5 protein-coding genes are annotated in these 22,781 nt (G+C 70.2%); 3 read left to right on the top strand and 2 right to left on the bottom strand.

Features of this window, described 5'->3' with window-relative positions:
- Positions 1-157: 157 nt before the first annotated feature.
- Entirely contained in the window at positions 158-550 is a 393-nt protein-coding gene (locus D7W79_RS17030; protein ID WP_120526435.1) for a hypothetical protein, read from the top strand.
- Positions 551-569: 19 nt separating this feature from the next.
- Here the strand turns inward: D7W79_RS17030 and D7W79_RS17025 are convergent, their stop codons facing one another.
- On the bottom strand, positions 570-1,733 hold the full coding sequence (locus tag D7W79_RS17025) for a lipase family alpha/beta hydrolase (protein ID WP_120526434.1): 1,164 nt from the start codon (positions 1,731-1,733) through the stop codon (positions 570-572).
- Between the two features lie 221 nt (positions 1,734-1,954).
- Between D7W79_RS17025 and D7W79_RS17020 the strand changes: the two genes are divergently transcribed.
- Positions 1,955-2,785: a mechanosensitive ion channel family protein gene (locus D7W79_RS17020; RefSeq protein WP_120526433.1), complete on the top strand. Its 831-nt coding sequence runs from the start codon at positions 1,955-1,957 to the stop codon at positions 2,783-2,785.
- A 15-nt stretch (positions 2,786-2,800) separates the two neighbouring features.
- Here the strand turns inward: D7W79_RS17020 and D7W79_RS17015 are convergent, their stop codons facing one another.
- Positions 2,801-3,334, bottom strand: coding sequence for a DsbA family protein (locus D7W79_RS17015; protein ID WP_120526432.1), 534 nt, complete (start codon positions 3,332-3,334; stop codon positions 2,801-2,803).
- Between the two features lie 446 nt (positions 3,335-3,780).
- Between D7W79_RS17015 and D7W79_RS17010 the strand changes: the two genes are divergently transcribed.
- Positions 3,781-22,781: non-ribosomal peptide synthetase (locus tag D7W79_RS17010; RefSeq protein ID WP_244221814.1), on the top strand; the 19,001-nt coding region annotated here is incomplete at its 3' end.

Raw genomic sequence — 22,781 nt, 5'->3', positions numbered from 1 at the left:
CTCGGCGGGCCTTATCGTCGGCAGCGTCAGATGTGTATAAGGGACAGCCTCCAAGCCGAATGGGGCCAGCGCCCCGGCCGCGGCGTCGTGTTCGGCGAGCCGGCTGAGCCCCGTTCCCAAGCCCACCGCGACGCCCCTGCCCCCAGCCGTGGCCTCCATGCGCGAGCGCATCATCAAGGCCGCCGTGGCGTGTGACTACGCGGGCCTCCAGAAGCTGGGCGACGAGAAGGGCAAGAGCGTGCGCTTCTCCTACGACCCCGACCAGGACATGGCCACCACCTGGCGCATCCAGGAGGAGTGGAAGGACAGCCCGCAGCCCGTGCTGGCGCGGCTGGTCCACGTGCTCAACCTCCCCTTCTACCAGGAGGGCAACCTCTACTGGTGGCCCACCGCCTTCCGCGAGGGCGCCACCGACGCGGACTTCGCCCTGCTCAAGGGCATCTACCCGGACGAGATGATCACCGACATGCGCAAGGAGAAGAGCTACATCGGCATGCGCGTCGGCATCTCCGCGGACGGCGACTGGCAGGCCGCCATCCAGGGCGATTGAGCCTTCGCCGCGGTGCGCTTCAGTCCCCCGTGACGAAGCGCGCGACGGCCTCCATGACCTCCTCGTCGCCCACCATCGCGACGTGGTCCGCCTTCGTCTCCAGCCGGTCCACGTGGAGCGGCGCCGGAGGCAGCGCGCGCGTCGTGAGCACGGAGCCGTCACCGTCCGCGAGCACGGGGTCCTCGAACGTGGGCTTCCCGTCGATGACCCGGAAGGACTTGATCAACGGATGCCCCACGCCCACCACCGCCAGCGTGCGGAAGGGCGGAGGCGGTCCCCCGCGCTCGGACAGCGCCCGCGCCAGCCCCGAGCGCGCCTCCAGCATGCGCTCCAGCCACTGGCGATACGCGGGCAGTTCGCGCACGGCCGCGTCCTGGAACACGCCCCACCCGCCGTCCACCCACGCGTCCGGCCGGTACGCGTCGAACGCCACCGGCTGGCCGCTCGCGTCCACGAAGAAGTCGCTCTCCGCGGGCAGCAGCTGGAAGGCGGACGCGAAGGTGAAGAGCGCCTCCGGGGACAGGAGCGCCCGGTTGCGCCCCATCGGGGTGCCCAGGGTGAAGTCGTCGAACATGCCCGGCGCGCCCCGGAACGGCGTGCCCAGGAACACCACGCGCTTCACGTGCCGCGCGCCCGCCCACGTGGGCTCGCCCGTGTCGTCGCCGGTGCCGTAGCGCAGGCAGTGCAGCGTGACGAGCCCGCCCATGCTGTGCGCCACCAGGTTCACCTTCACCCGGCCACCCCGTGCCGCCGCGAGCTCCTCCAGCAGCGCGCACAGCCGCTTCGCCGTCACGCGGTTGTCCTGACGCCAGTCGTAGTCGAAGACCATGAAGCCGGGCAGGCGCTCACGCGCGAACTCCAGGAAGCCCTTGTAGATGTCGTAGCGCGCCACCCACGGCAGCACCGTGAAGCGCGTCATCGGCCCGTCCACCTCCAGCGCTCCGAAGGTCGGCGTCGCGCGCTGCCCGGGAAACGGCAGCGCCAGCGAACGCTCCCCACGCGTCAGCAGGTCGCCCACGGACACCCACGCCCGCTCGTGCTCCGCGTCCGCCGTGGCGAGGAACGACCCCCGGTAGCCGTGGATGAAGACCGTCACCTCGTCGCCCGTGGGCGGAGGCAGCGCGACGCGGGAGGCCGTGCAGGCGCTCAGCAGCATCAGGAACGGGACCGGGAGCAGACGCATGCGGCGCAACGTCTCCCCCGGCGCCCTTCCACGCAAGCACCCGCCGCATCAAGGGCGCTGACGCGTCAGCCCCTCCCCCCGGCGCGTCAGGCCCCGGACTGACGGGTCAGGACTGCCCTCCCGGACAGCTGTGGCTTCACGGGAGGTCGGCTTGCATCCCGTGGCCTGTCCCGTGCAAAAGGCACGGGGCACGCCCGGCCCGGGTCAAGGGAGTTCGAGTCATGGATGAAATTGTCGTTCAGTTGAAGTCACTTGCGCTGACCGAAGCGCTTCCGCTGCTGCTCAAGGTCATTGGCGCGCTGTTCATCTGGTTCATCGGGCGGGCGGTGATTGGCGGCTTCCGCAAGGTGCTGGACATGGGCCTGCAGCGGCGGCAGCTGGACGCCACGCTCATCCGCTACGTCGGCTCGCTCTTCACCGGCACGCTCACCCTGATGCTCATCGTCGGCATCCTGGGGGTGATGGGCGTGGAGACGACGTCCTTCGCCGCGTTGATCGCCGCCGCGGGCATCGCCATCGGCGCCGCGTGGTCCGGGCTGCTCGCCAACTTCGCGGCGGGCGTCTTCCTGCTGGTGCTGCGGCCCTTCCGCGTGGGCGAGGAGATTGAAGCCGGCGGCGTCGTGGGCATCGTCCAGGAGATCGGCCTGTTCGTCACCACGCTCGACACGTCGGACAACGTGCGGATCTCCGTGGGCAACAACCAGATGTTCAGCGACAACATCGTCAACTTCAGCCACCACCCGCACCGCAAGATGACGATCAAGGTGCCGCTGATGCACGGCGTGGACGTGCGCGTGCTCCAGCACGCGCTGCTGGACCGCATGCCGTCGGTGACGGGCGTCCAGGCGAAGCCCGTGCCCCAGGTGGAGATCGCGGAGTTCACGCTCCAGGGGCCGGTCCTGGCGGTGTGCATCTTCTGCAAGCCCACCGAGTACAACGACACGCAGGCCAACGTCGGCGAGGCGATCGCGGAGACCCTCTTCGTCGCGGGCTACACCGTGCCCACGCCCGCCACCCTGGCCTCGCCGCTGGCGCTCGCGAAGGCGGGCTGAAGGCGGACCGGCGCTTCAGCGGGAGGCGCCCAGGCCTCCCGTCAGCGCGTCCAGCAGGAAGTCGGCATCGAAGGGGCCATCGTGCCGGTGGCCGTTGGCGAAGAAGGTCGGTGTGCCGTTCACGCCGCTGCGCACGCCGTCCATGAAGTCCCGGTGCACGCGCGCCTCGAACCGGTGCGAGTCCAGGTCCGCACGGAAGCGGTCCAGGTCCAGCGTCAGCATCTCCGCGAGCTCCAGCAGGCCGGGCCGCTCCAGCATGTCCTGGTGCTCGAAGAGCAGGTCGTGCATCTCCCAGAAGCGGCCCTGCGCGTCCGCGGCGGAGGCGGCCTCCGCGGCCTGGAGTGACTGCGGATGCGACTGCGTCAGCGGGAAGTCGCGGAACACCAACCCCATCCGCGAGCCCAGGAGCTCCTGCAGCTGCTTCACCTCCCCGTAGGCCTCACCGCGGTAGGGGCACTGGTAATCGCCGTACTCCACCAGGATGACGGGCGCGTCGCGCGGTCCCTGGAAGCGGTCGTCCGGGCCCGGCGGCCTGCGCAGCCGGCTCATGGGCGCGTCTCCCGCGACGCCGCCTTCGCGGACAGGTCCTCCAGCGCCGGCAGCGGGCGCGACAGGGCAGGCGTGGAAGGGGCCATGGACGGGGTCCTCGCTGGCCAGAATCTGGGCGGACCCCACCCCGCTCGCACCAGACGACCGGCTGCCCCTGCTCCCCCTCCAGACGGAGGGACGACCCCGTGCGCAGGTCCCTCTCTGGAGGGCGCCGGAAGTTCTTCCCGCAACGACTTCAGGAAACCCGTCTCTTCCCGCAAATACACGGATTCATTCGGGCTTCCGTCAGGTCGCCCCCATGACAGGTCGCTCGCCCAAGAATAATATGGCGAGTGTGGATTTGACCCCCCCCGCGCTTTTCCCGGGAGAGCGGCGCAGGGCGTCAATCCGGAATCAACAGCAGGCCTGAGTCCCCGCGAACGTCACCGCCCCGGGTGACGCTCGCGATGGCGTCCCCGAGCGCGGAGTCCATCGAGATGAGCAACGAGCTGTCGAAGCGGATCGCCAACCTGTCACCGGAGAAGCGTGCCGAGCTGCTCAAGAAGATGGCCGCGCAGAAGGCCGCCACGGGCAACGTCGTGCAAGGCATCCCGGTGCAGGACCGCTCGCACCCGCTGCCGCTGTCGTTCGCCCAGCAGCGCCTGTGGTTCATGGATCAGCTGCAACCCGGCAGCCCCCTCTACAACGTGCCCATGGCGGTGCGGCTGGAGGGCGCGCTGGACGTGGCCCTGCTGGAGCGCGCGCTGCGCGAGGTGGTGCGCCGCCACGAGGTGCTCCGCACCACCTTCCGCGAGGACGCCTCGGGGCAGCCCGTGCAGGTCGTGTCGCCGGAGCCGGTGCTCACGCTGGAGCACCACGACCGGGTGGGTTCACCGGAGGCGGCGTGGCGGCTGGCGCGTGAAGCCGCGGCCCGGCCCTTCGACCTCGCGAACGGTCCGCTGCTGCGTGCGCAGCTGATGACGTGGGCGCCGGGAGAGCACCTGCTCGCGGTGGTGGTGCACCACATCGTCTCCGACGGCTGGTCCATGACGCTGCTGGTGCGCGAGGTGGCGCTGCTCTACGGCGCCTTCGCGCGAGGCCAGCCCGCGCCCCTGCCGCCCCTGGGCGTGCAGTACGCGGACTTCGGCGTCTGGCAGCGCGAGTGGCTGCAGGGCCCGCGACTGGAGAAGCAGCTCCGTTACTGGAAGCAGCAGCTGGCCGGGGTTCCCTCAGCGCTGGAGCTGCCCACGGACCTGCCCCGTCCCGCGGCTCGCAGCGGCCGGGGTGCCCGTCACGACCTGCAGCTGTCGCGGGAGCTGACGGAAGCATTGAAGACGCTGGCGCAGCAGGAGGGCGCCTCGCTCTTCATGGTGCTGCTGACGGGCTGGCAGGTGCTGCTGTCGCGCTACGCGGGGCAGGAGGACGTGACGGTGGGCTCGCCGGTGGCGGGCCGGGATCGCGGCGAGGTGCAGGGCCTCATCGGCTTGTTCGTCAACACGGTGGTGCTGCGCACGCAGGTGGAGGCCTCCGCGTCATTCCGCGCGCTGCTGCGCCAGGTGCGAGAGACGGTGCTCGCGGCCCATGAGCACCAGGAGCTCCCCTTCGAGCGACTGGTGGAGGAGCTGCGTCCGGAGCGCACCCAGGGGCGCACGCCGTTCTTCCAGGTGATGCTCACGCTCCAGGCGTCCCTGCGCGGCGCGACCTCCGTGGAGGGCGTGAGGCTGGAGGCGCTGGAGCTGGACACGCACACGTCGAAGTTCGACCTGCTGCTCCAGGTGCTGGAGACGGAGAGCGGCCTCAAGGGCTTCCTGGAATACGACGCCGACCTCTTCACCGCGCCCACGATGGCGCGCATGGCGGAGCACCTGCGCGTGCTGCTGGAGGGCATCGTCCGCCGCCCGCACGAGGCCGTGGCCCGGCTGCCGCTGCTCACCGACGCCGAGCACCACGAGGTGCTGCGCGCCTGGCAGCCGCCCCGCCCCGCCCCGCTGCCGTGGAGCTCGCAGCACGGCGCCTTCGAGGCGCAGGCGGACCTCACGCCGGACGCGGTCGCCGCCACCTTCGGCGACGCGTCGCTCACGTACGCGGAATTGGAGGCCCGGGCGTCGCGGCTGGCGCGTCACCTGCGCCGGCTGGGCGTGGGCACCGAGGTGCGCGTGGGCCTGTGCGTGGAGCGCTCGCTCGACATGCTGGTGGCGGTGCTCGCCGTGCTGAAGGCCGGGGGCACCTACGTGCCGCTGGATCCGGCGTTCCCCACGGACCGACTGGCGTACATGGTGGAAGCGAGCGGAATGCCGGTGCTGGTGTCCCAGCGCTCGCTGGAGTCCATCCTGCCGCCGCATTCGGCGCGCGTGGTGCTGCTGGACGGGGACGCGGAGGCCATCGCGGCGGAGGACGGGTCGCCGCTGCGCGACGCGGTGCCGCCAGAGGCCGTGGCCTACGTGCTCTTCACCTCCGGCAGCACCGGCCGTCCCAAGGGCGTGCAGGTGCCGCACGGCGCGGTGGCGCGCTTCCTCGCGGCGCTGCGCGAGACGACGGGCATGTCCGCCCGGGACGTGCTGGTGGCCGTCACCACGCTGTCGTTCGACATCGCGGTGCTGGAGCTGTTCCTGCCGCTGTCGGTGGGTGGGCAGGTGGTCATCGCGTCGCGTGACATCGCCGTGGACGGCTCGCGGCTCGCGGGCCTGCTCCGCAAGCGCGGGGCGACGGTGCTCCAGGCCACCCCCAGCACCTGGCGGCTGCTGCTGGAGACGGACTGGCGGGACCCGGGGCTGACGGCGCTCACCGGCGGCGAGGCGCTGCCGCGCGAGCTGGCCGAGGCGCTGCTCCAGCGCTGCCGCGCGCTGTGGAACGTGTACGGCCCCACGGAGACGACGGTGTGGTCCACCGCGCACGCGGTGACGTCGGGCACGGGCAGCGTCCCCATCGGGCGGCCCATCTCCGGCACGCAGGTGTACGTGCTGGACAGCGGGCTGAACCCGGTGCCGCGCGGCGTGCCGGGCGAGCTGTTCATCGGTGGCGAGGGCGTCACCCGGGGCTACCTCCACCGGCCGGATCAGACAGCGGAGCGCTTCATCCCGGACGCGCACGGCGGCGTGCCGGGCCAGCGCGTGTACCGCACGGGCGACCGCGTGCGGTGGGCGGCGGACGGCGTGCTGGAGTACCTCAACCGCGTCGACAACCAGGTGAAGCTGCGCGGCTACCGCATCGAGCTGGGAGAGATTGAAGCGGTGCTGAGCCAGGCCCCCGGCGTGCGCGACGCCGCCGTGGTGGTGCGCGGCAGCGCGGCCGACGCGCGCCTCGTGGGCTACGTGGTGGCGCGTCCCGGCCAGACGCTGGAGTCCCCGGCCCTGCGGGCGCTCCTGAAGGAGCGGCTGCCCGAGTACATGGTGCCGTCCGCGCTGGTCGTGCTGGACGCCATGCCCCTGACGCCCAACGGGAAGGTGGACCGCAAGGCCCTGCCCGCGCCGGACGTGTCCACCGAGGCCGCGCGCGAGTTCGTCGCGCCCCGCACGCCGATGGAGGCGCAGGTCGCGGAGCTCTACGCATCGCTCCTGAACGTGCAGCGGGTGGGTGCGACGGACAGCTTCTTCGAGCTGGGAGGCCACTCGCTGCTCGCCACGCGGCTGACGTCGCGGTTGCGCACGGCGTACCAGGTGGACCTGCCCCTGCAGGCGTTGTTCGAGTCCCCCACGGTGGCGGACCTGGCGGCGCGCATCGCGGCCTCGGCGAAGGATCCGCGCTTCGTCGGCCCTCCGCCGGTGGTGCCGGTGCCGCGCACGCAGAAGCTGCCCGCGTCCTTCGCGCAGCAGCGCCTCTGGGTGCTGGAGCAGTTCGATCCAGGCTCGGCCGCGTACAACATGCCGTTCTCGCTGCGGCTGACGGGGGCGCTGAACCTGGGGGCCCTGCGCCGCGCCCTGGAGCTGGTGGTGCACCGGCACGAGTCGCTGCGCACCACCTTGCAGCCGGGCACGGAAGCGCCCGTGCAGGTCATCGCGCCGCCGGAGCCGCTGGTGCTGCCGGTGGTGGACCTGCGCGCCCTTTCGCCGGAGCAGCGCGACGCGGAGGTGAAGCGCCGCACGGAGCTGGAGGTGCGGCTCCCGTTCAACCTGGAGGTGGGGCCGCTGCTGCGCGTGTCGGCGCTGGTGCTGGATGCGCAGGAGCACTTGGTGCTGCTGACCCTCCACCACGCCGTCTTCGACGGCTGGTCCATGAGCGTCCTGATGCGGGAGCTGTCGGAGGCCTACCGGGCCCTGGTGGCGGGGACGCAGCCCGTCCTGCCCGCGCTGCCCTTCCAGTACGCGGACTTCGCGGTGTGGCAGCGCCAGTGGCTGTCGGGCGCGGAGAAGGAGCGGCAGCTCGACTGGTGGCGCCAGCAGCTTGAAGGAATGCCGTCCGTGCTGGAGTTGCCCACGGACCGCCCGCGAGGCCTGCGCGAGGCGCACCCCGGCGCCCTGATGCCGGTCGCGTTCCCCCTGGAGCTGACGCGGGCCGTGGAGGCCCTCTGCGTGCGCGAGGGCATCACGCCCTTCATGTTCCTGCTCGGCGCGCTGCAGGTGTTGATTGGCCGTTACTCCGGCCAGGACGACGTGAGCATCGGTTCGTCCGTGGCGGGCCGCAACGACGCGCAGCTGGAGGGACTGCTCGGGTTCTTCATCAACACGCTCGTGCTGCGCACCCGGATGGGCGGCGAGCCCACGGTGCGGGAGCTGCTGGGCCGCGTGCGCACCACCACGCTGGGGGTGCTCGCGAACCAGTACGTGCCGTTCGAAGAGCTCCAGCCGATGCGCAGCCTGCGCGAGTCGCCGTTGTTCAACGTGCTGTTCCTCATGCAGAACATCCCGGAGGTGGACCTCTCGCTCGCGGGCGTGAAGGTGCAGGTCGAGGAGCGCACGGGCGCGTCCGCGAAGTTCGACCTCACGCTCTCGCTGTCGCGGACCGAGAAGGGCTTCACGGGCGAGCTGGAGTACGACACCGACCTGTTCGACAGGTCCACCGTCACGCGGATGATGCGGCACCTGCGGCTGGTGGTGGAGGGCTTCGTCGCGCGGCCGGAGCAGCGGCTGTCGTCGCTGCAGCTGCTCACGGGTGAGGAGCGCCAGCAGGTGCTGGTGGATTGGAACGCCACGCGGGCGCCGTTCCCGGAAGCGTGCGTGCACTCGCTCTTCGAGGCGCAGGTGCGCAATGCGCCCGAGGCACTGGCCGCGGTGTTCGAGGGGACGGAGTTGACGTACGCGCAGCTGGATGCGCGCGCCAATCAGCTCGCGCATGCCCTTCGTCAGCGTGGTGTGGGCCCGGAAGTCCGCGTCGCCCTCAGCGTCGAGCGTTCGCTCGATATCGTCATCGGCCTGCTCGGCATCCTGAAGGCCGGTGGCGCCTGGGTGCCCGTGGATCCGCTGCTGCCCCGTGAGCGTCTGGCCTTCATGCTGGAGGACAGCGCCGCGCAGGTGCTCGTCACGCAGCAGGCGCTGGTGGACCGTTTCCCGGAGGCGCTGCGTGACCGTGCGCTCTGCCTGGACACCGAGCGGGGTGCTCTCGCCGAAGAGCCGACGCATGCGCCCAGGACGGGCGTGACGCCCGCGAACATGGCGTACCTGCTCTACACGTCGGGCAGCACGGGGACACCGAAGGGCACGGCAGTGGAGCACCGCAGCGTCGCCAACCTCGTCACCCACGAGGCGGTGGCCTACGGCATCGGGCCCGGCAGTCGCGTGCTCCAGTTCGCGAGCCTCAGCTTCGACCTGTCGGTGGAAGAAGTCTTCACCACGCTCTGCAACGGCGCCACGCTGGTGCTCGCGCCGCTGGAGAAGTTGATGCCGGGCGCCCCCCTGCCCGTGCTGCTGCGTGAGCAGGAGTTGAGTGTCGTCAGTCTCACCCCGGCGGCACTGGCGGCCACGTCGTCCGAAGGGCTGCCCAAGGTGCGCACCGTCATCTCCGGCGGTGAGGCACTGCCTGCCGACGTCGTCGCGCGCTGGGCTCCGGGACGAAGGTTGATCAACACCTACGGCCCCACGGAAGCCACCGTCATCGCCACACTGGGCGATGTCGTGGCGGGCAACGGCGTGCCGTCCATCGGCAAGGCGCTGGCGAACGTGCGCGTCTACGTGCTGGACCGGCAGGGGCAGCCGGTGCCCGTGGGCGTGCGCGGTGAGCTCTACATCGGTGGCGTAGGCGTCGCGCGTGGTTACGCGGGACGGCCGGGCCTCACCGCTGAGCGCTTCGTGCCGGATGCCTTCTCCGGTGAGGAGGGGGCTCGCCTCTACCGCACGGGCGACGTGGTGCGCTGGCGCGCGGACGGACAGCTGGACTTCGTCGGACGCATTGACGCCCAGGTGAAGGTGCGTGGCTTCCGCATCGAACTGGGCGAAGTCGAGAACGCCTTGCGTGCCGCCCCTGCCGTGAAGGACGCAGTCGTGCTCGCCCGCGAGGACGCTCCGGGCGACAAGCGGCTCGTCGCCTACGTCGTGGGTGAAGCGCTCGATGTCACGGTGCTCCGCGCTCACCTCAAGCAGCACCTGCCCGAGTACATGGTGCCCGCGGCCTTCGTCTCCATGGAGGCACTGCCGCTGACGTCCAACGGCAAGGTGGACCGCAAGGCGCTGCCGGCCCCGGAGGCGAGCCTGCTTCGGGCCTCGCACGCCTACGAAGCGCCCGTGACGCCGCTGGAGGAGAAGCTCGCGGCGCTCTGGAGCGAAGTGCTGCGCGTCCCCACCGTGGGCCGCACGGACAACTTCTTCGAATTGGGCGGCCACTCGCTGCTCGCCACCCAGTTGGTGGCCCGTGTGCGCGCCACGCTCGGTGTGGAGTTGCCTCTTCGCGCCCTCTTCGAGGCCCCCACCATCGCGTCCCTTGCGGAGAGGTTGCAGCGCACGGCGACGGGCACTCGCCTGCCACCGCTGACGCGCACGCGCACCGAAGGCCCCCAGCCGCTCTCCTTCGCTCAGCAGCGTCTCTGGTTCCTTGATCAGCTGGCGCCGGACGATGCGTCCTACAACCTCCCCGTCGCGCTGCGCCTGCTCGGGCACCTGGACGTGGAGGCCTTGCGCCGCTCCTTCGAGGCGCTCGTGGCGCGTCACGAAGCCCTGCGCACCACCTTCTTCGAGCACGAGGGCCAGCCCTTCCAGCGCATCCATGCCCCGGCTGCGTGGGCCCTCCCCGTGGAGGACCTCTCCGGGTTGGAAGAGGCCGCGCGCGAAGCGGAGACGGTGCGGCTTGCCACCCGGGAAGCCCGTCAGCCCTTCCACCTCGTCCACGGTCCGCTGCTGCGCACCGCCCTGCTACGGCTGGCCGAGGACACGCACGTCCTCCTCGTGACGATGCACCACATCGTCTCCGACGGCTGGTCCATGGGCGTCCTCGTGAAGGAGTTGGCAACGAGCTACGCCGCCTTCACCGCCGGCCGTGAGCCTTCACTCGCACCGCTGCCGGTGCAGTACGCGGACTTCGCTCTCTGGCAGCGCCAGTGGCTGCAGGGCGAAACGCTGGACGCGCAGCTTGGCTACTGGAAGCGGCAGCTGGCGGGCGCCCCCGCCGCGCTGGAGCTGCCCACGGACCGCCCGCGTCCGCCCGTCCAGTCCAGGCGTGGTGCCACGGTGCCCGTGCACTTCCCTTCGGAGCTGACCGACGCGCTGCGAGGCCTTGCTCAGCGTGAGGGCGCCACGCCCTTCATGCTGCTGCTCTCCGCCTTCCAGCTGCTGCTGTCTCGCTACTCCGGCCAGGACGACATCAGCGTCGGCTCCCCCATCGCCGGCCGCACCCACGCCGAGGCCGAGGGCCTCATCGGCTTCTTCGTCAACACGTTGGTGTTGCGCGCCCACGTGCGCCCGGAGGACTCGTTCCGCCAGCTGCTCTCCCAGGTGAAGGCCACCACCCTCGCGGCCTATGAGCACCAGCACGTGCCCTTCGAGAAGCTGGTGGAAGTCCTCCAGCCCTCGCGCGACTTGAGCCGCAGCCCTCTCTTCCAGGTGATGCTCGTTCTGCAGAATGCCCCCGCCGAGGCACTGCGCGTCCCGGGCATGGCCTTCCAGCCCATCCCCCTGGAGGGCAACTCCTCCCGCTTCGATTTGGCCCTCACCCTCTTCGAGGTGCCCCAGGGCCTCACCGGCTTCCTCGAGTACAGCACCGACCTCTTCGACGCTTCTTCCGTCCAGCGTCTGATGGGCCACTTCGCTGTCCTCCTCGCCTCCCTCGCGGCCAGGCCTGACGCCCGCGCCTCCTCGTTGGAGATGCTGACCGCCTCCGAGCGCCAGCAACTCCTCGTCGAGTGGAACGAGACGGACGTCGCCTTCCCGCGCGACACATGCATCCACCACGTCGTCGCCGAGCAGGCCCGGAGTGCACCGGACTCCATTGCGGTGCGCATGGGCGAGCGAAGCGTCACCTACGCGGGCCTCGACGCCTGGGCCCACGGCCTTGCCGTCCAGTTGCACGCGGCGGGCGTCTCCCGTGGCGACCGTGTCGCCGTCCTCGCCGAGCGCTCCCCGGAGTTGGTGGCGGGCCTCTTGGCCGTCCTCAAGGTGGGCGCCGCCTACGTCCCCGTCTCTCCCGGCGTCCCGCCGGAGCGTTTGGTTTTCATGCTGGAGGACTCCACTGCGTCCGTCCTCCTCACCCAGCAGCACCTGCGGCCGTCCCTTCCCGCCCTCGCCGCGCGCGTCCTCTCGCTGGAAGCAGAGGCCGTGACAACGCGGCAACCGCTGCTGGTGGCGTCCGTGGGCCCGGAGGACCTGGCCTACGTCATCTACACCTCCGGCAGCACCGGCAAGCCCAAGGGCGTCGCCGTCCACCACCGCGCGTTGATGAATCTCGTCTCCTGGCACCAGCGCACCTATTCGCTGACGCCTGACGACTCCACCGCCCTCACTGCCGGCGTCGCCTTCGACGCTTCCACCTGGGAGGTGTGGCCCTCCCTGGCCTCCGGCGCGAGCCTCGTCGTCCCGCCGGACGCCGTGCGTGCGGAGCCCTCTCAATTGCTGCAGTGGATGGCCCGCGAAGCCATCACCACCTGCTTCATGCCCACGCCGCTGGCAGAAGCCGTCCTGCGTGAAGAGTGGCCTCGTCCCATGGCCCTCCGTGCGCTGCTGACGGGCGGAGACGCCCTGCACCACGGCCCGCCTCCTTCGCTGCCCGCCACCCTCTTCAACCACTACGGGCCCACCGAGAGCACCGTCGTCGCCACCTTCACTCCCGTCACTGCTTCCACGCGCGACGACGGCACGCGGCCTCCCATTGGCCGCCCCATCGCAAACACCCGCACCTACGTCCTCGACGCCCACCTGCAGCCGGTGCCCATTGGTGTCCCCGGCGAGCTCTTCCTCGCCAGCGAAGGCCTCGCCTGGGGCTACCTCGGCCAGCCCGCCCTGAGTGCCGAGCGCTTCATCCCTCACCCCTTCTCCTCCATCCCGGGCGCCCGCCTCTACCGCACCGGCGACGTCGTGCGCTGGCGCGCAGACGGCCAGCTGGACTACCTGCAGCGGCTCGACTTCCAGGTGAAGGTGCGTGGCTTCCGCATCGAGTTGGGCGAAATCGAAGCCTCCCTCCTCGCCCATGCCTCCGTGCATGAGGCCGTCGTCCTCGCTCGTGAGGACGTGCCCGGCGACAAGCGTCTTGTCGCCTACCTCGTGCCCACTTCGGGCCAGCAGTTGGACACCGGCGCGGTGCGCACCTTCCTCAAGGAGCGGCTGCCCGAGTACATGGTGCCCTCCGCCTTCCTCGTCCTGGAGGCGCTCCCCCTCAACGCCAACGGCAAGGTGGACAGGAAGGCCCTGCCTGTCCCTGACCCTTCGCCCCTCGCGGACTTCGTTGCCCCGCGCGACTCCACCGAAGAGAAGCTGGCCGATGTCTTCGCCCAGGTCCTGCGCGTGGAGCGCGTGGGCATCCACTCCGACTTCTTCTCCCTCGGTGGCCACTCGCTGCTGGCCACCCAGCTCGTCTCCCGCGTCCGCGCCGCCTTCGGCGCGGAGCTGCCCCTGCGTGCGCTCTTCGAGGCCCCCACCGTCGCCGCCCTCGCAGAGCGTCTGCACGCCGCGACCTCCGGCCCGCGACTGCCTCCACTCACGCGCGCTGCCCACGAAGGCCCGCCGCCTCTCTCCTTCGCCCAGCAGCGGCTGTGGCTTCTGGACCAACTCCAGCCGGGCAGCGCCGCGTACAACATCCCCGCAGCCCTTCGGCTGAAGGGCCAGGTGGACGTTGAAGCCCTGCGCCGTGCCTTCGAGGCCCTCGTCGCCCGGCACGAGACGCTGCGCACCACCCTCACCCAGCACCAGGGCCAGCCTGCTCAGCGCATCCACGCGCCCGCGGAGTGGACGCTGCCCCTGCTCGACGTCTCCTCGCTGCCCGAAGCGCAGCGGGACGAAGAGGCACGGCGCCTCGCGAACCTGGAGGCCCGCCGGTCCTTCGATCTGGAAGCCGGTCCGCTCCTGCGCACGTCCCTGGTGCGCCTGGCCGACGCGGAGCACCTGCTGCTGGTGACGATGCACCACATCGTCTCCGACGGTTGGTCCATGGGCGTCCTCGTCCGTGAACTCACCGCGCTCTATGCGGCGTTCCACGCGGGGCAGGTGCCCGCCCTCGCGCCGCTGCCCGTGCAGTACGCGGACTTCGCGGCTTGGCAGCAGGAATGGCTCCAGGGCGAAACGCTGGAGACCCAGCTCTCCTACTGGAAGGAGAAGCTCGCGGGTGCGCCGGCCGCGCTGGACCTGCCTACGGACCGCCCGCGTCCGCCCGTGCAGTCGCACCGCGGCGCCACGGTGGACGTGCGCCTCCCTCCGGAGGTCTCGCAGGCGCTCAAGGCCCTGGCCCAGCGCGAGGGCGCCACGCCCTTCATGCTGCTGCTCGCGGCCTGGCAGCTGCTCCTGTCCCGCTACTCTGGACAGGACGACATCAGCGTCGGTTCGCCCATTGCCGGCCGCACCCAGGCGGAGACCGAAGGCCTCATCGGCTTCTTCATCAACACCCTGGTCCTGCGTGCTCGCATGGAGCCCCGGGCGACGTTCCGCGAATTGCTCGCGCAGGTGCGCGGCACGACGCTCGCGGCCTACGAGCACCAGCACGTCCCCTTCGAGAAGCTGGTGGAAGTCCTCCAGCCCGTGCGCGACCTGAGCCGCAGCGCGCTCTTCCAGGCGATGTTCTCCCTGCAGAACACGCCCATCGAAGCACTGCGTGTGCCGGGCTTGTCCTTCGAGCAACTTCCACTCGAATCGAACTCCGCGAAGTTCGACCTGACGCTGACGCTGCAGGACTCTCCTCAGGGTTTCATCGGCGTCCTGGAGTACAGCAGCGATCTCTTCGATGCCTCGACAGTGCAGCGAATGGTGGGCCACCTGGGCGTGCTGCTGGAGGCCATTGCCGCGAAGCCGGACTCGACGCTCGCGAGCCTGCCGCTGCTCACCGCTCCGGAGCGCCAGCAGTTGCTCGTCGATTGGAATGGCCCCAGCGCTGAGTTCCCTCGCGACCTCTGCCTCCATGACGCCTTCGCCGCCCAGGCCCTTCGCACGCCCGAAGCCCTGGCCGTCCTCTGCCGTGATGAGCAGCTCACCTTCCGTGAGTTGGACACGCGCGCCAATCAGCTTGCCCACCGGCTGGTGAAGCTGGGCGTCGGCCCTGACGTGCGCGTGGTGCTCTGCGTAGAGCGCTCCGTCGAAGCCCTCGTCGGCATCCTCGGCACTCTCAAGGCCGGTGGCGCCTACGTCCCCATCGACCCCAGCTACCCGCGTGAGTGGCTCTCACATGTCCTCATCGACACGGGCGCTCCCGTCGTCCTCACCCAGCAGCGCCTGCGCGATTCGCTGCCTCCGCACGCCGCGCACGACATCTGCCTGGACTCCGACGCCGCGGACCTCTCCCGCAAGCCCTCGCACGCCCCGGTGACGTCAGTCACGCCGGAGCATCTGGCGTACATCATCTACACCTCCGGCAGCACCGGCCGCCCCAAGGGCGTGATGATTCAGCACCGCTCCGTGCTGAACCTGCGCGTCGCCCTTGCCGCCACCGTGCACGCTGGTGCCCAGTCGGCAGAGCGCGTCAGCGTCAACGCGCCTCTCTCCTTCGACGCCTCCGTCAAGCAGCTCATCCAGGTGCTCGACGGCCACACCCTCTGCATCGTCCCCGACGAGGCCCGCTCCGACGTGCGCGAGCTTGTCCACCGCATTGGCCAGGACGCGCTGGACGTCCTCGACTGCTCTCCCGCCCACCTGCGCCTGCTGGTGGATGAAGGCCTGCTGCAAAGCCAGTCCATTCCCCGCCGCGTCCTCGTGGGTGGTGAAGCCGTGGACCCGGCTACGTGGCGTCACCTGGCGCAAGTCCCGCGTCCGCGCGTCTTCAACGTCTACGGCCCCACCGAGTGCACCGTCGACGCCACTGCTTGCGCCTTCGACGCTTCGCCCACGCCCACCATCGGCCGGCCCCTGCCCAACGTGCGCGTGTACGTGCTGGACCGCACGCTGCGGCCCGTGCCCGTCGGCGTCGCGGGTGAGTTGTTCATCGGCGGCGAAGGCGTCGCGCGCGGCTACCTCAATCGTCCCGAGCTGACAGCGGACCGCTTCATCCCCGACGCCTTCTCCTCCACCCCGGGTGCCCGTCTCTACCGCACCGGCGACGTGGTGCGCTGGCGCGCAGATGGAATGCTCGACTACCTGGGCCGTGCGGACTTCCAGGTGAAGGTGCGTGGCTTCCGCATCGAGTTGGGCGAAATCGAAGCGGCCCTCCTCAAGCATCCTCAGGTGCACGCCGCCGTGGTGCTGGCACGCGAGGACGTGCCCGGTGACAAGCGGCTCGTCGCCTACGTGGTGCCTCCGGAAGGAACGGACCCCGCCCCCACGCCCGAGGCCCTCAAGGACTGGCTCAAGCAGTTCCTTCCCGAGCACATGCGGCCCTCCGCCTTCCTCGTGCTGGAGGCCTTGCCTCTCAACACCAACGGCAAGGTGGACCGCAAAGCCCTGCCCGCGCCGATGGGTTCGGAGCTCGCGGCCCGCTACGTCGCGCCGCAAACCCCCACCGAGGAACGACTCGCCCCGCTCTTCGAGCAGGTGCTGCACGTGGAGCGCGTGGGCATCCACGACGACTTCTTCGCCCTGGGCGGTCACTCCCTGCTGGCCACCCAGCTTGTCTCGCGCGTGCGCTCCGCCTTCCGCAGGGAGTTGCCCCTGCGTGCGCTGTTCGAGGCCCCCACCGTCGCCGCCCTCGCCCGGCGCATCGACGCCGAGGGCACCACCGCGCCCTCGGTTCCCCTGCGCAGGGCCGCGACCCGCGGCGCATCGGAGCCGCTGTCCTTCGCGCAGCAGCGGCTGTGGCTGTTGGATCAGCTCCAGCCCGGAGACGCGTCCTACAACCTCCCCACCGCGCTTCAGCTCTCCGGCCACCTGGACATCGAAGCGCTGCGTCGCGCTTTCGAGTCACTCGTCCAACGCCACGAAGCCCTGCGCACCACCTTCCACGAGCATCAGGGTCAGCCCACCCAGACTGTCCATGCTCCGGCGGGCTGGACGCTGCCTCTCGTGGACCTCTCCTCCCTGCCGGATGCCCGGCGGAAGGAAGAGTCCCGGCGGCTGGCTGACGAGGAAGCGCGGCGGCCGTTCGACCTCGCCAGGGGTCCGCTCCTGCGCAGCACGCTGGTGCGCCTGGAGGAGAATGAACACCTGCTGCTGGTGACGATGCACCACATCGTCTCCGACGGCTGGTCCATGGGCGTCCTCGTGCGCGAGATGGTGGCCTTCTACGAGGCCTTCACCACGGGAGGCACGCCGGCCCTCTCGCCGTTGCCCGTGCAGTACGCGGACTTCGCGACCTGGCAGCGCAACTGGCTCCAGGGTGAGGTGCTCGACGCGCAGTTGGGTTACTGGAAGAAGCAGCTGTCTGGAGCACCTTCCGCACTCGAGTTGCCGACGGACCACCCGCGTCCGCCCGTTCAGTCCCACCGGGGCGCCATGCTGGAGGTGCGCATCCCCGCGCAGGTCTCTGATGCGCTCAAGGCCCTGGCCCAGCGTGAAGGCGCCACGCCCTTCATGACGCTGCTGGCGGCCTTCCAGGTGCTGCTGTCGCGCTACTCCGCACAGGACGACGTCAGCGTCGGTTCCCCCATCGCGGGCCGCACCCAGGCGGAGACTGAAGGCCTCATCGGCTTCTTCATCAACACCCTGGTCCTGCGCGCTCACCTGAACCCGCGCGCGACGTTCCGTGAGCTGCTGGCCCAGGTGCGAGGCACGACGCTCGCGGCGTACGACCACCAGCACCTGCCCTTCGAGAAGCTCGTCGAAGCCGTGCAGCCCGCGCGCGACCTGAGCCGCAGCCCGCTCTTCCAGGCCATGTTCGTCCTGCAGAACACCCCCACCCGCGCACTGCACCTGCCGGGCCTGTCGTTCCAGGCGCTGCCGCTGGAAGCCCACTCCGCGATGTTCGACCTCTCCCTCTCGCTGCAAGAGGTCCAGGGAGGGCTGGCCGGTTCACTGGAGTACGCAACGGACCTGTTCGACGTCGCGACCATCCAGCGGATGGCCGGACACTTCGGTGTGTTGTTGGAGGCCATTGCCACGAAGCCGGACACGAGGCTGGGCGACCTGCCCCTGCTCACCGCCTCCGAGCGCCAGCAACTCCTCGTCGAGTGGAATCCGTCGGTCACTGAAACCGAGCGTGCGCCCAGCATCCCCGCGATGGTCGAGGCCCAGGTGCGCCGCACGCCGGACGCGCTGGCTGTCATCACGCCGGAGCGTCAGTTGACGTACCGGGAAGTGGACGCGAAGGCCAATCAACTCGCCCACCGCCTGCGCGGCCTGGGCGTCGGCCCCGAAGTCCGCGTCGGCCTCTGCGTTGAGCGCACCGAGGACCTCCTCATCGGTGCTCTCGGCATTCTCAAGGCCGGTGGCGCCTACGTGCCGCTGGACCCCAGCTATCCGCGTGAGCGCCTGGGCTGGTTGCTGGAGGACGCCCAGGGCCCTGCTCTCGTCGCCCACTCGCATCTGCTCGCTGCGCTGCCCGAAACCTCTGCCACAGCGGTGTGCCTCGACTCGGACGCGGAGCTGGCGAAGCAGCCCACCACGGCGCCTGTTGTGGACATCCACGCCGGGCACCTCGCCTACCTCATCTACACCTCCGGCAGCACCGGCCGTCCCAAGGGTGTTGCCATCTCCCACGGCAACGCCGTGGCGTTCCTCCACTGGGCACTCGCGACGTTCTCTCCGGAGGAGTTGAAGGGCACCCTCGCCGCGACGAGTCTCAACTTCGACCTTTCCGTCTTCGAGCTCTTCGCGCCTCTCTCCAGTGGCGGCGCGGTGGTGGTGGCACGCAACGCGCTGCACCTGGCGGAATTGCCTACCGCTTCCCACGTCACCCTCGTCAACACGGTGCCCTCCGCCATGGCGCAACTGCTGCGCCTGAATGCGGTGCCCCCCACCGTGCGCGTCGTCAACCTCGCGGGCGAAGCGCTGCCGGAGACGTTGGCCAGACAGGTCTACGCCGTCCCGACGGTGCAGAAACTCTTCAACCTCTACGGCCCCTCCGAAGACACCACCTACTCCACGGCCTCCCTCGTCGGCCGTGACGAGGTGCCTCTCATCGGCAGGCCTCTTCCCGCGACGCGTGCTTACGTGCTGGACGCTTCGTTGCAGCCGGTACCCGTGGGCGTCGCAGGCGAGCTGTACCTCGCGGGCGAAGGCCAGGCGCGTGGCTACCTGCTGCGCCCGGAACTCACCGCGGAGCGTTTCGTGCCCGAGCTGTACGGCCCTCCGGGCGGCCGCATGTACCGCACGGGCGACCTCGTCCGTTACCGCATGGACGGGCGCCTGGAGTACCTGGGCCGCATCGACTTCCAGGTGAAGGTGCGCGGCTTCCGCATCGAACTGGGTGAAATCGAAGCGGCGCTTCGCCGTGCACCGGGCATCAAGGACGCCGTCGTCGTCGCGAAGGGCGAAGCCGCTGACAAGCGACTGGTCGCCTACGTCGCGCCCAAGGCGGAGGCCTCCCTGGAGGTGGAAGCCCTCAGGGCGCATCTGCGCCAGGGGCTCCCTGAGTACATGGTGCCCTCCACCTTCGTGGTGCTGGGCGCCCTGCCCCTCAACTCCAACGGCAAGGTGGACCGCAAGGCCCTGCCGGAGCCGGAGGCACCGCAGTCAGGCAACACCTACGAGGCACCTCGCACGCAAGCCGAAGCGAAGCTCGCCTCCATCTGGGCGGAGGTGCTCCGCCTGCCCCAGGTGGGCGTGAAGGACTCCTTCTTTGAGTTGGGTGGTCACTCCCTGCTGGCCACGCAGGTGGTGTCGCGCGTGCGCGCTGAGTTCAGCGTGGAACTGCCCCTGCGCGCCCTCTTCGAGTCCCCCACGGTGGAGGCCCTTGCCACGCGCATCGCGGGCCTCACCCGCACCAGCAGCCCACACCTCACCCACGTCTCGCATGAAGGCACGCGGCGGCTGTCCTTCGCCCAGCAGCGGCTGTGGCTGATGGATCAACTGGAGCCGGGCAGCGCCCTCTACAACGTTCCCGTCGCCGTCCGGCTGGAGGGCCACCTGCGCGCCGAGGTGTTGGAGCGCGCCCTGCAGGAAGTCGTGCACCGCCACGAGGCCCTGCGCACCACCTTCGCCCAGGTGGAGGGGACGCCTGTCCAGGTCATCCATCCCGACAGCCACCAGCCCCTGGCCCTCGTGGACCTCACGAACGTGCCCGAAGCACAGCGCGAGTCCGAGACGCGAGCCCGTGTGGAAGCGGAGATGCGGCAGCCCTTCGATCTGCACACGGGCCCCCTCCTCCGCACGCGCCTCTTCAAGCTTTCCGAGCGCGAGCATGTGCTTGTCGTCACGATGCACCACATCGTCTCCGACGGCTGGTCGCTGGGCGTGCTGGTGCGGGAAATCACCGCCCTCTACGCGGCCTTCTCCGCCGGGCAATCGTCTCCCCTGCCCGCGCTGGCGGTGCAGTACGCGGACTACGCCGACTGGCAGCGCCGCACGCTTTCAGGCGAAACGCTTCAGCAGGAGATGGCTTACTGGGAGGCGAAGCTCTCCGGTGTTCCCGCAGTGCTGGAGTTGCCCACCGACTTCCCCCGTCCTGCCGCCCGGAGCACCGCGGGAGCAACCCTCAGCTTCTCTCTGTCTCGCGAGCTGACGGAATCGCTCCGGAGTCTGGGTCACCAGGAGGGTGGCTCGCTCTTCATGGTGCTGCTGGCCGCCTGGCAGGGCCTGCTTGCGCGCTACACGGGGCAGCAGGACCTCAACGTGGGCTCGCCCATCGCCGGCCGCACTCGTGCGGAGACGGAGGGCCTCATCGGCTTCTTCGTCAACACGCTCGTCCTGCGCGCCAAGGTGGACGAGGAGCAGTCCTTCCGGACGCTGCTGCGGCAGGTGCGCGCCACGGTGCTGGAGGCCTACGAGCACCAGGAAGTGCCCTTCGAGAAGCTGGTGGAGGCCCTGCAACCCACGCGCAGCCTCAGCCACACGCCTCTCTTCCAGACGCTGCTGGCGCTCCAGAACGTGCCCACGGAGGACGTGCGGCTGCCGGACCTGCGGCTGCGAGGCCTGGAAGCCACTCACTCGACGTCGAAGTTCGACGTGAGTGTCTTCTTCACCGAAGGCAGCGAAGGCCTGCACGGCACGCTGGAGTACAGCACCGCCCTCTTCAAGCAGAGCACCATCGAGCGGATGGCAGGCCACCTGCGCACGCTGCTGGAGGCCGTGGCCACGAAGCCTGAGCAGTCCCTGGCCGAGGTGCAGTTGCTGACGGGAGTGGAACGTCAGCGCATCCTCGTGGAGTGGAACAACACGGCCGTCGCCAGTCCGACGGACGTCCCCGTCCACGTTCACTTCGCCCAGCAGGCACAGCGCACGCCTCACGCCGTCGCCCTCGTGCTGGGGGATGACTCGCTGACGTATGCCCAACTGGACGCACGCGCGAACCAGTTGGCGCACCACCTGCGGGCCCTGGGCATCGTCCCGGGTGCACGCGTCGGCCTCGCTGTCGAACGTTCCTTCGAAATGGTGACGGCGCTGCTCGCCATCCTCAAGGTGGGCGCGGCCTTCGTTCCCGTGGATCGCAACGCCCCCATGGAGCGCATCGCCTCACTGCTGGAGGACGCCGACGTCCACGTCATCGTCACCCACCAGCCCCTCGCTTCACTGCTGCCTGCATCAGGCACCCGCGTCTGGCTGGATGCGCAGCGAGACGTCATCGCGGCGATGCCCACGCATGCGCCGGATGTTTGCGTGGACGGCGAGGCTCTGGCCTACGTCATGTTCACCTCGGGCTCCACGGGCCGCCCCAAGGGCGTCTGCGTGCCTCACCGGGGCATCACCCGCCTGGTGCTCGGCAATTCCTTCATGCGCTTCGGGCCTGACGAGGTCTGGCTCCAGGCAGCCCCGGTCGCCTTCGACGCCTCCACGCTCGAAATCTGGGGCGCCCTGCTGCACGGCGCGAAGCTCGTCCTCGCTCCGCCTCACTCCCTCTCGCTTGAGGAGTTGGCGACCCAGTTGCGTCACCACCGCGTGACGTCCCTGTGGCTCACCGCAGCCCTCTTCGAGCAGATGGCCCTGCACCAGGGTGAAGCCCTCGCGGGCGTGCGTCAGGTGCTCGCCGGTGGCGACGTGCTGCCCGCCGCGCGCGTGCGCGAGCACCTCGCCCGCATCTCCGAAGGCACCACCCTCCTCAACGGCTACGGCCCCACGGAGAACACCACCTTCTCCGCGACGTTCACCCTGCGTCGCGACACGGTGGTGAACGGTGCAGTGCCCATCGGCCGCCCGCTCTCCAACTCCACGGCCTACGTGCTCGACGCCCACCTGCGTCCGGTGCCCGTGGGCGTAGCCGGAGAGGTGTACGTCGGTGGCCAGGGCCTTGCCTGGGGTTACCTCAATCGTCCGGACCTGAGCGCGGAGCGATTCGTCCCCCACCCCTTCGCCTCCACTCCCGGCGAGCGCCTCTACCGCACGGGCGACAAGGCCCGCTGGCGGGAAGACGGCACGCTCGACTTCCTCGGCCGAGTCGACTTCCAGGTGAAGGTGCGTGGCTTCCGCATCGAACTGGGTGAAGTCGAAGCGGCTCTGCGCTCCGTCACCGGCGTCAACGAGGCCGTCGTCGTGGCCCGGGGCACGGACTCGGACAAGCGCCTCGTCGGCTATGTCACCGCGCGCGAAGGCCAGGTGCTGGACTCCGAAGCCCTCAAGGCGAGCCTCAAGCAGCGGCTGCCCGAGTACATGGTGCCCTCCGCGCTCCTCGTCCTGGAGGCCCTGCCCCTCAACGCCAACGGCAAGGTGGACCGCAAGGTCCTTCCGGAACCCGTGGACATGCCTCGCGCCTTCGTTGCGCCTCGCACGCCCACCGAGGAGCAGCTCGCGGCCCTCTTCGCCGAAGTCCTCCGCGTGGAGCGAATCGGATTGCAGGACGACTTCTTCGCGCTCGGCGGCCATTCGCTGCTGGCCACCCAGCTCGTCTCGCGCGTGCGCGCCACGTTCGCGGTAGAGCTGCCGCTGCGGGCCCTCTTCGAATCCCCCACCGT

Origin of the sequence: Corallococcus exercitus (assembly GCF_003611585.1) — a bacterium.
Lineage (GTDB): Bacteria > Myxococcota > Myxococcia > Myxococcales > Myxococcaceae > Corallococcus > Corallococcus exercitus.
Note: the sequence above shows the minus strand (reverse complement) of the source record. Positions and strands in the feature narration are given on the sequence as shown.

Coding starts and splice junctions, on each gene's coding strand:
- D7W79_RS17030 (WP_120526435.1), top strand. CDS start 158: ATGCGCGAGCGCATCATCAAGGCCGCCGTGGCGTGTGACTACGCGGGC.
- D7W79_RS17025 (WP_120526434.1), bottom strand. CDS start 1,733: ATGCGTCTGCTCCCGGTCCCGTTCCTGATGCTGCTGAGCGCCTGCACG.
- D7W79_RS17020 (WP_120526433.1), top strand. CDS start 1,955: ATGGATGAAATTGTCGTTCAGTTGAAGTCACTTGCGCTGACCGAAGCG.
- D7W79_RS17015 (WP_120526432.1), bottom strand. CDS start 3,334: ATGAGCCGGCTGCGCAGGCCGCCGGGCCCGGACGACCGCTTCCAGGGA.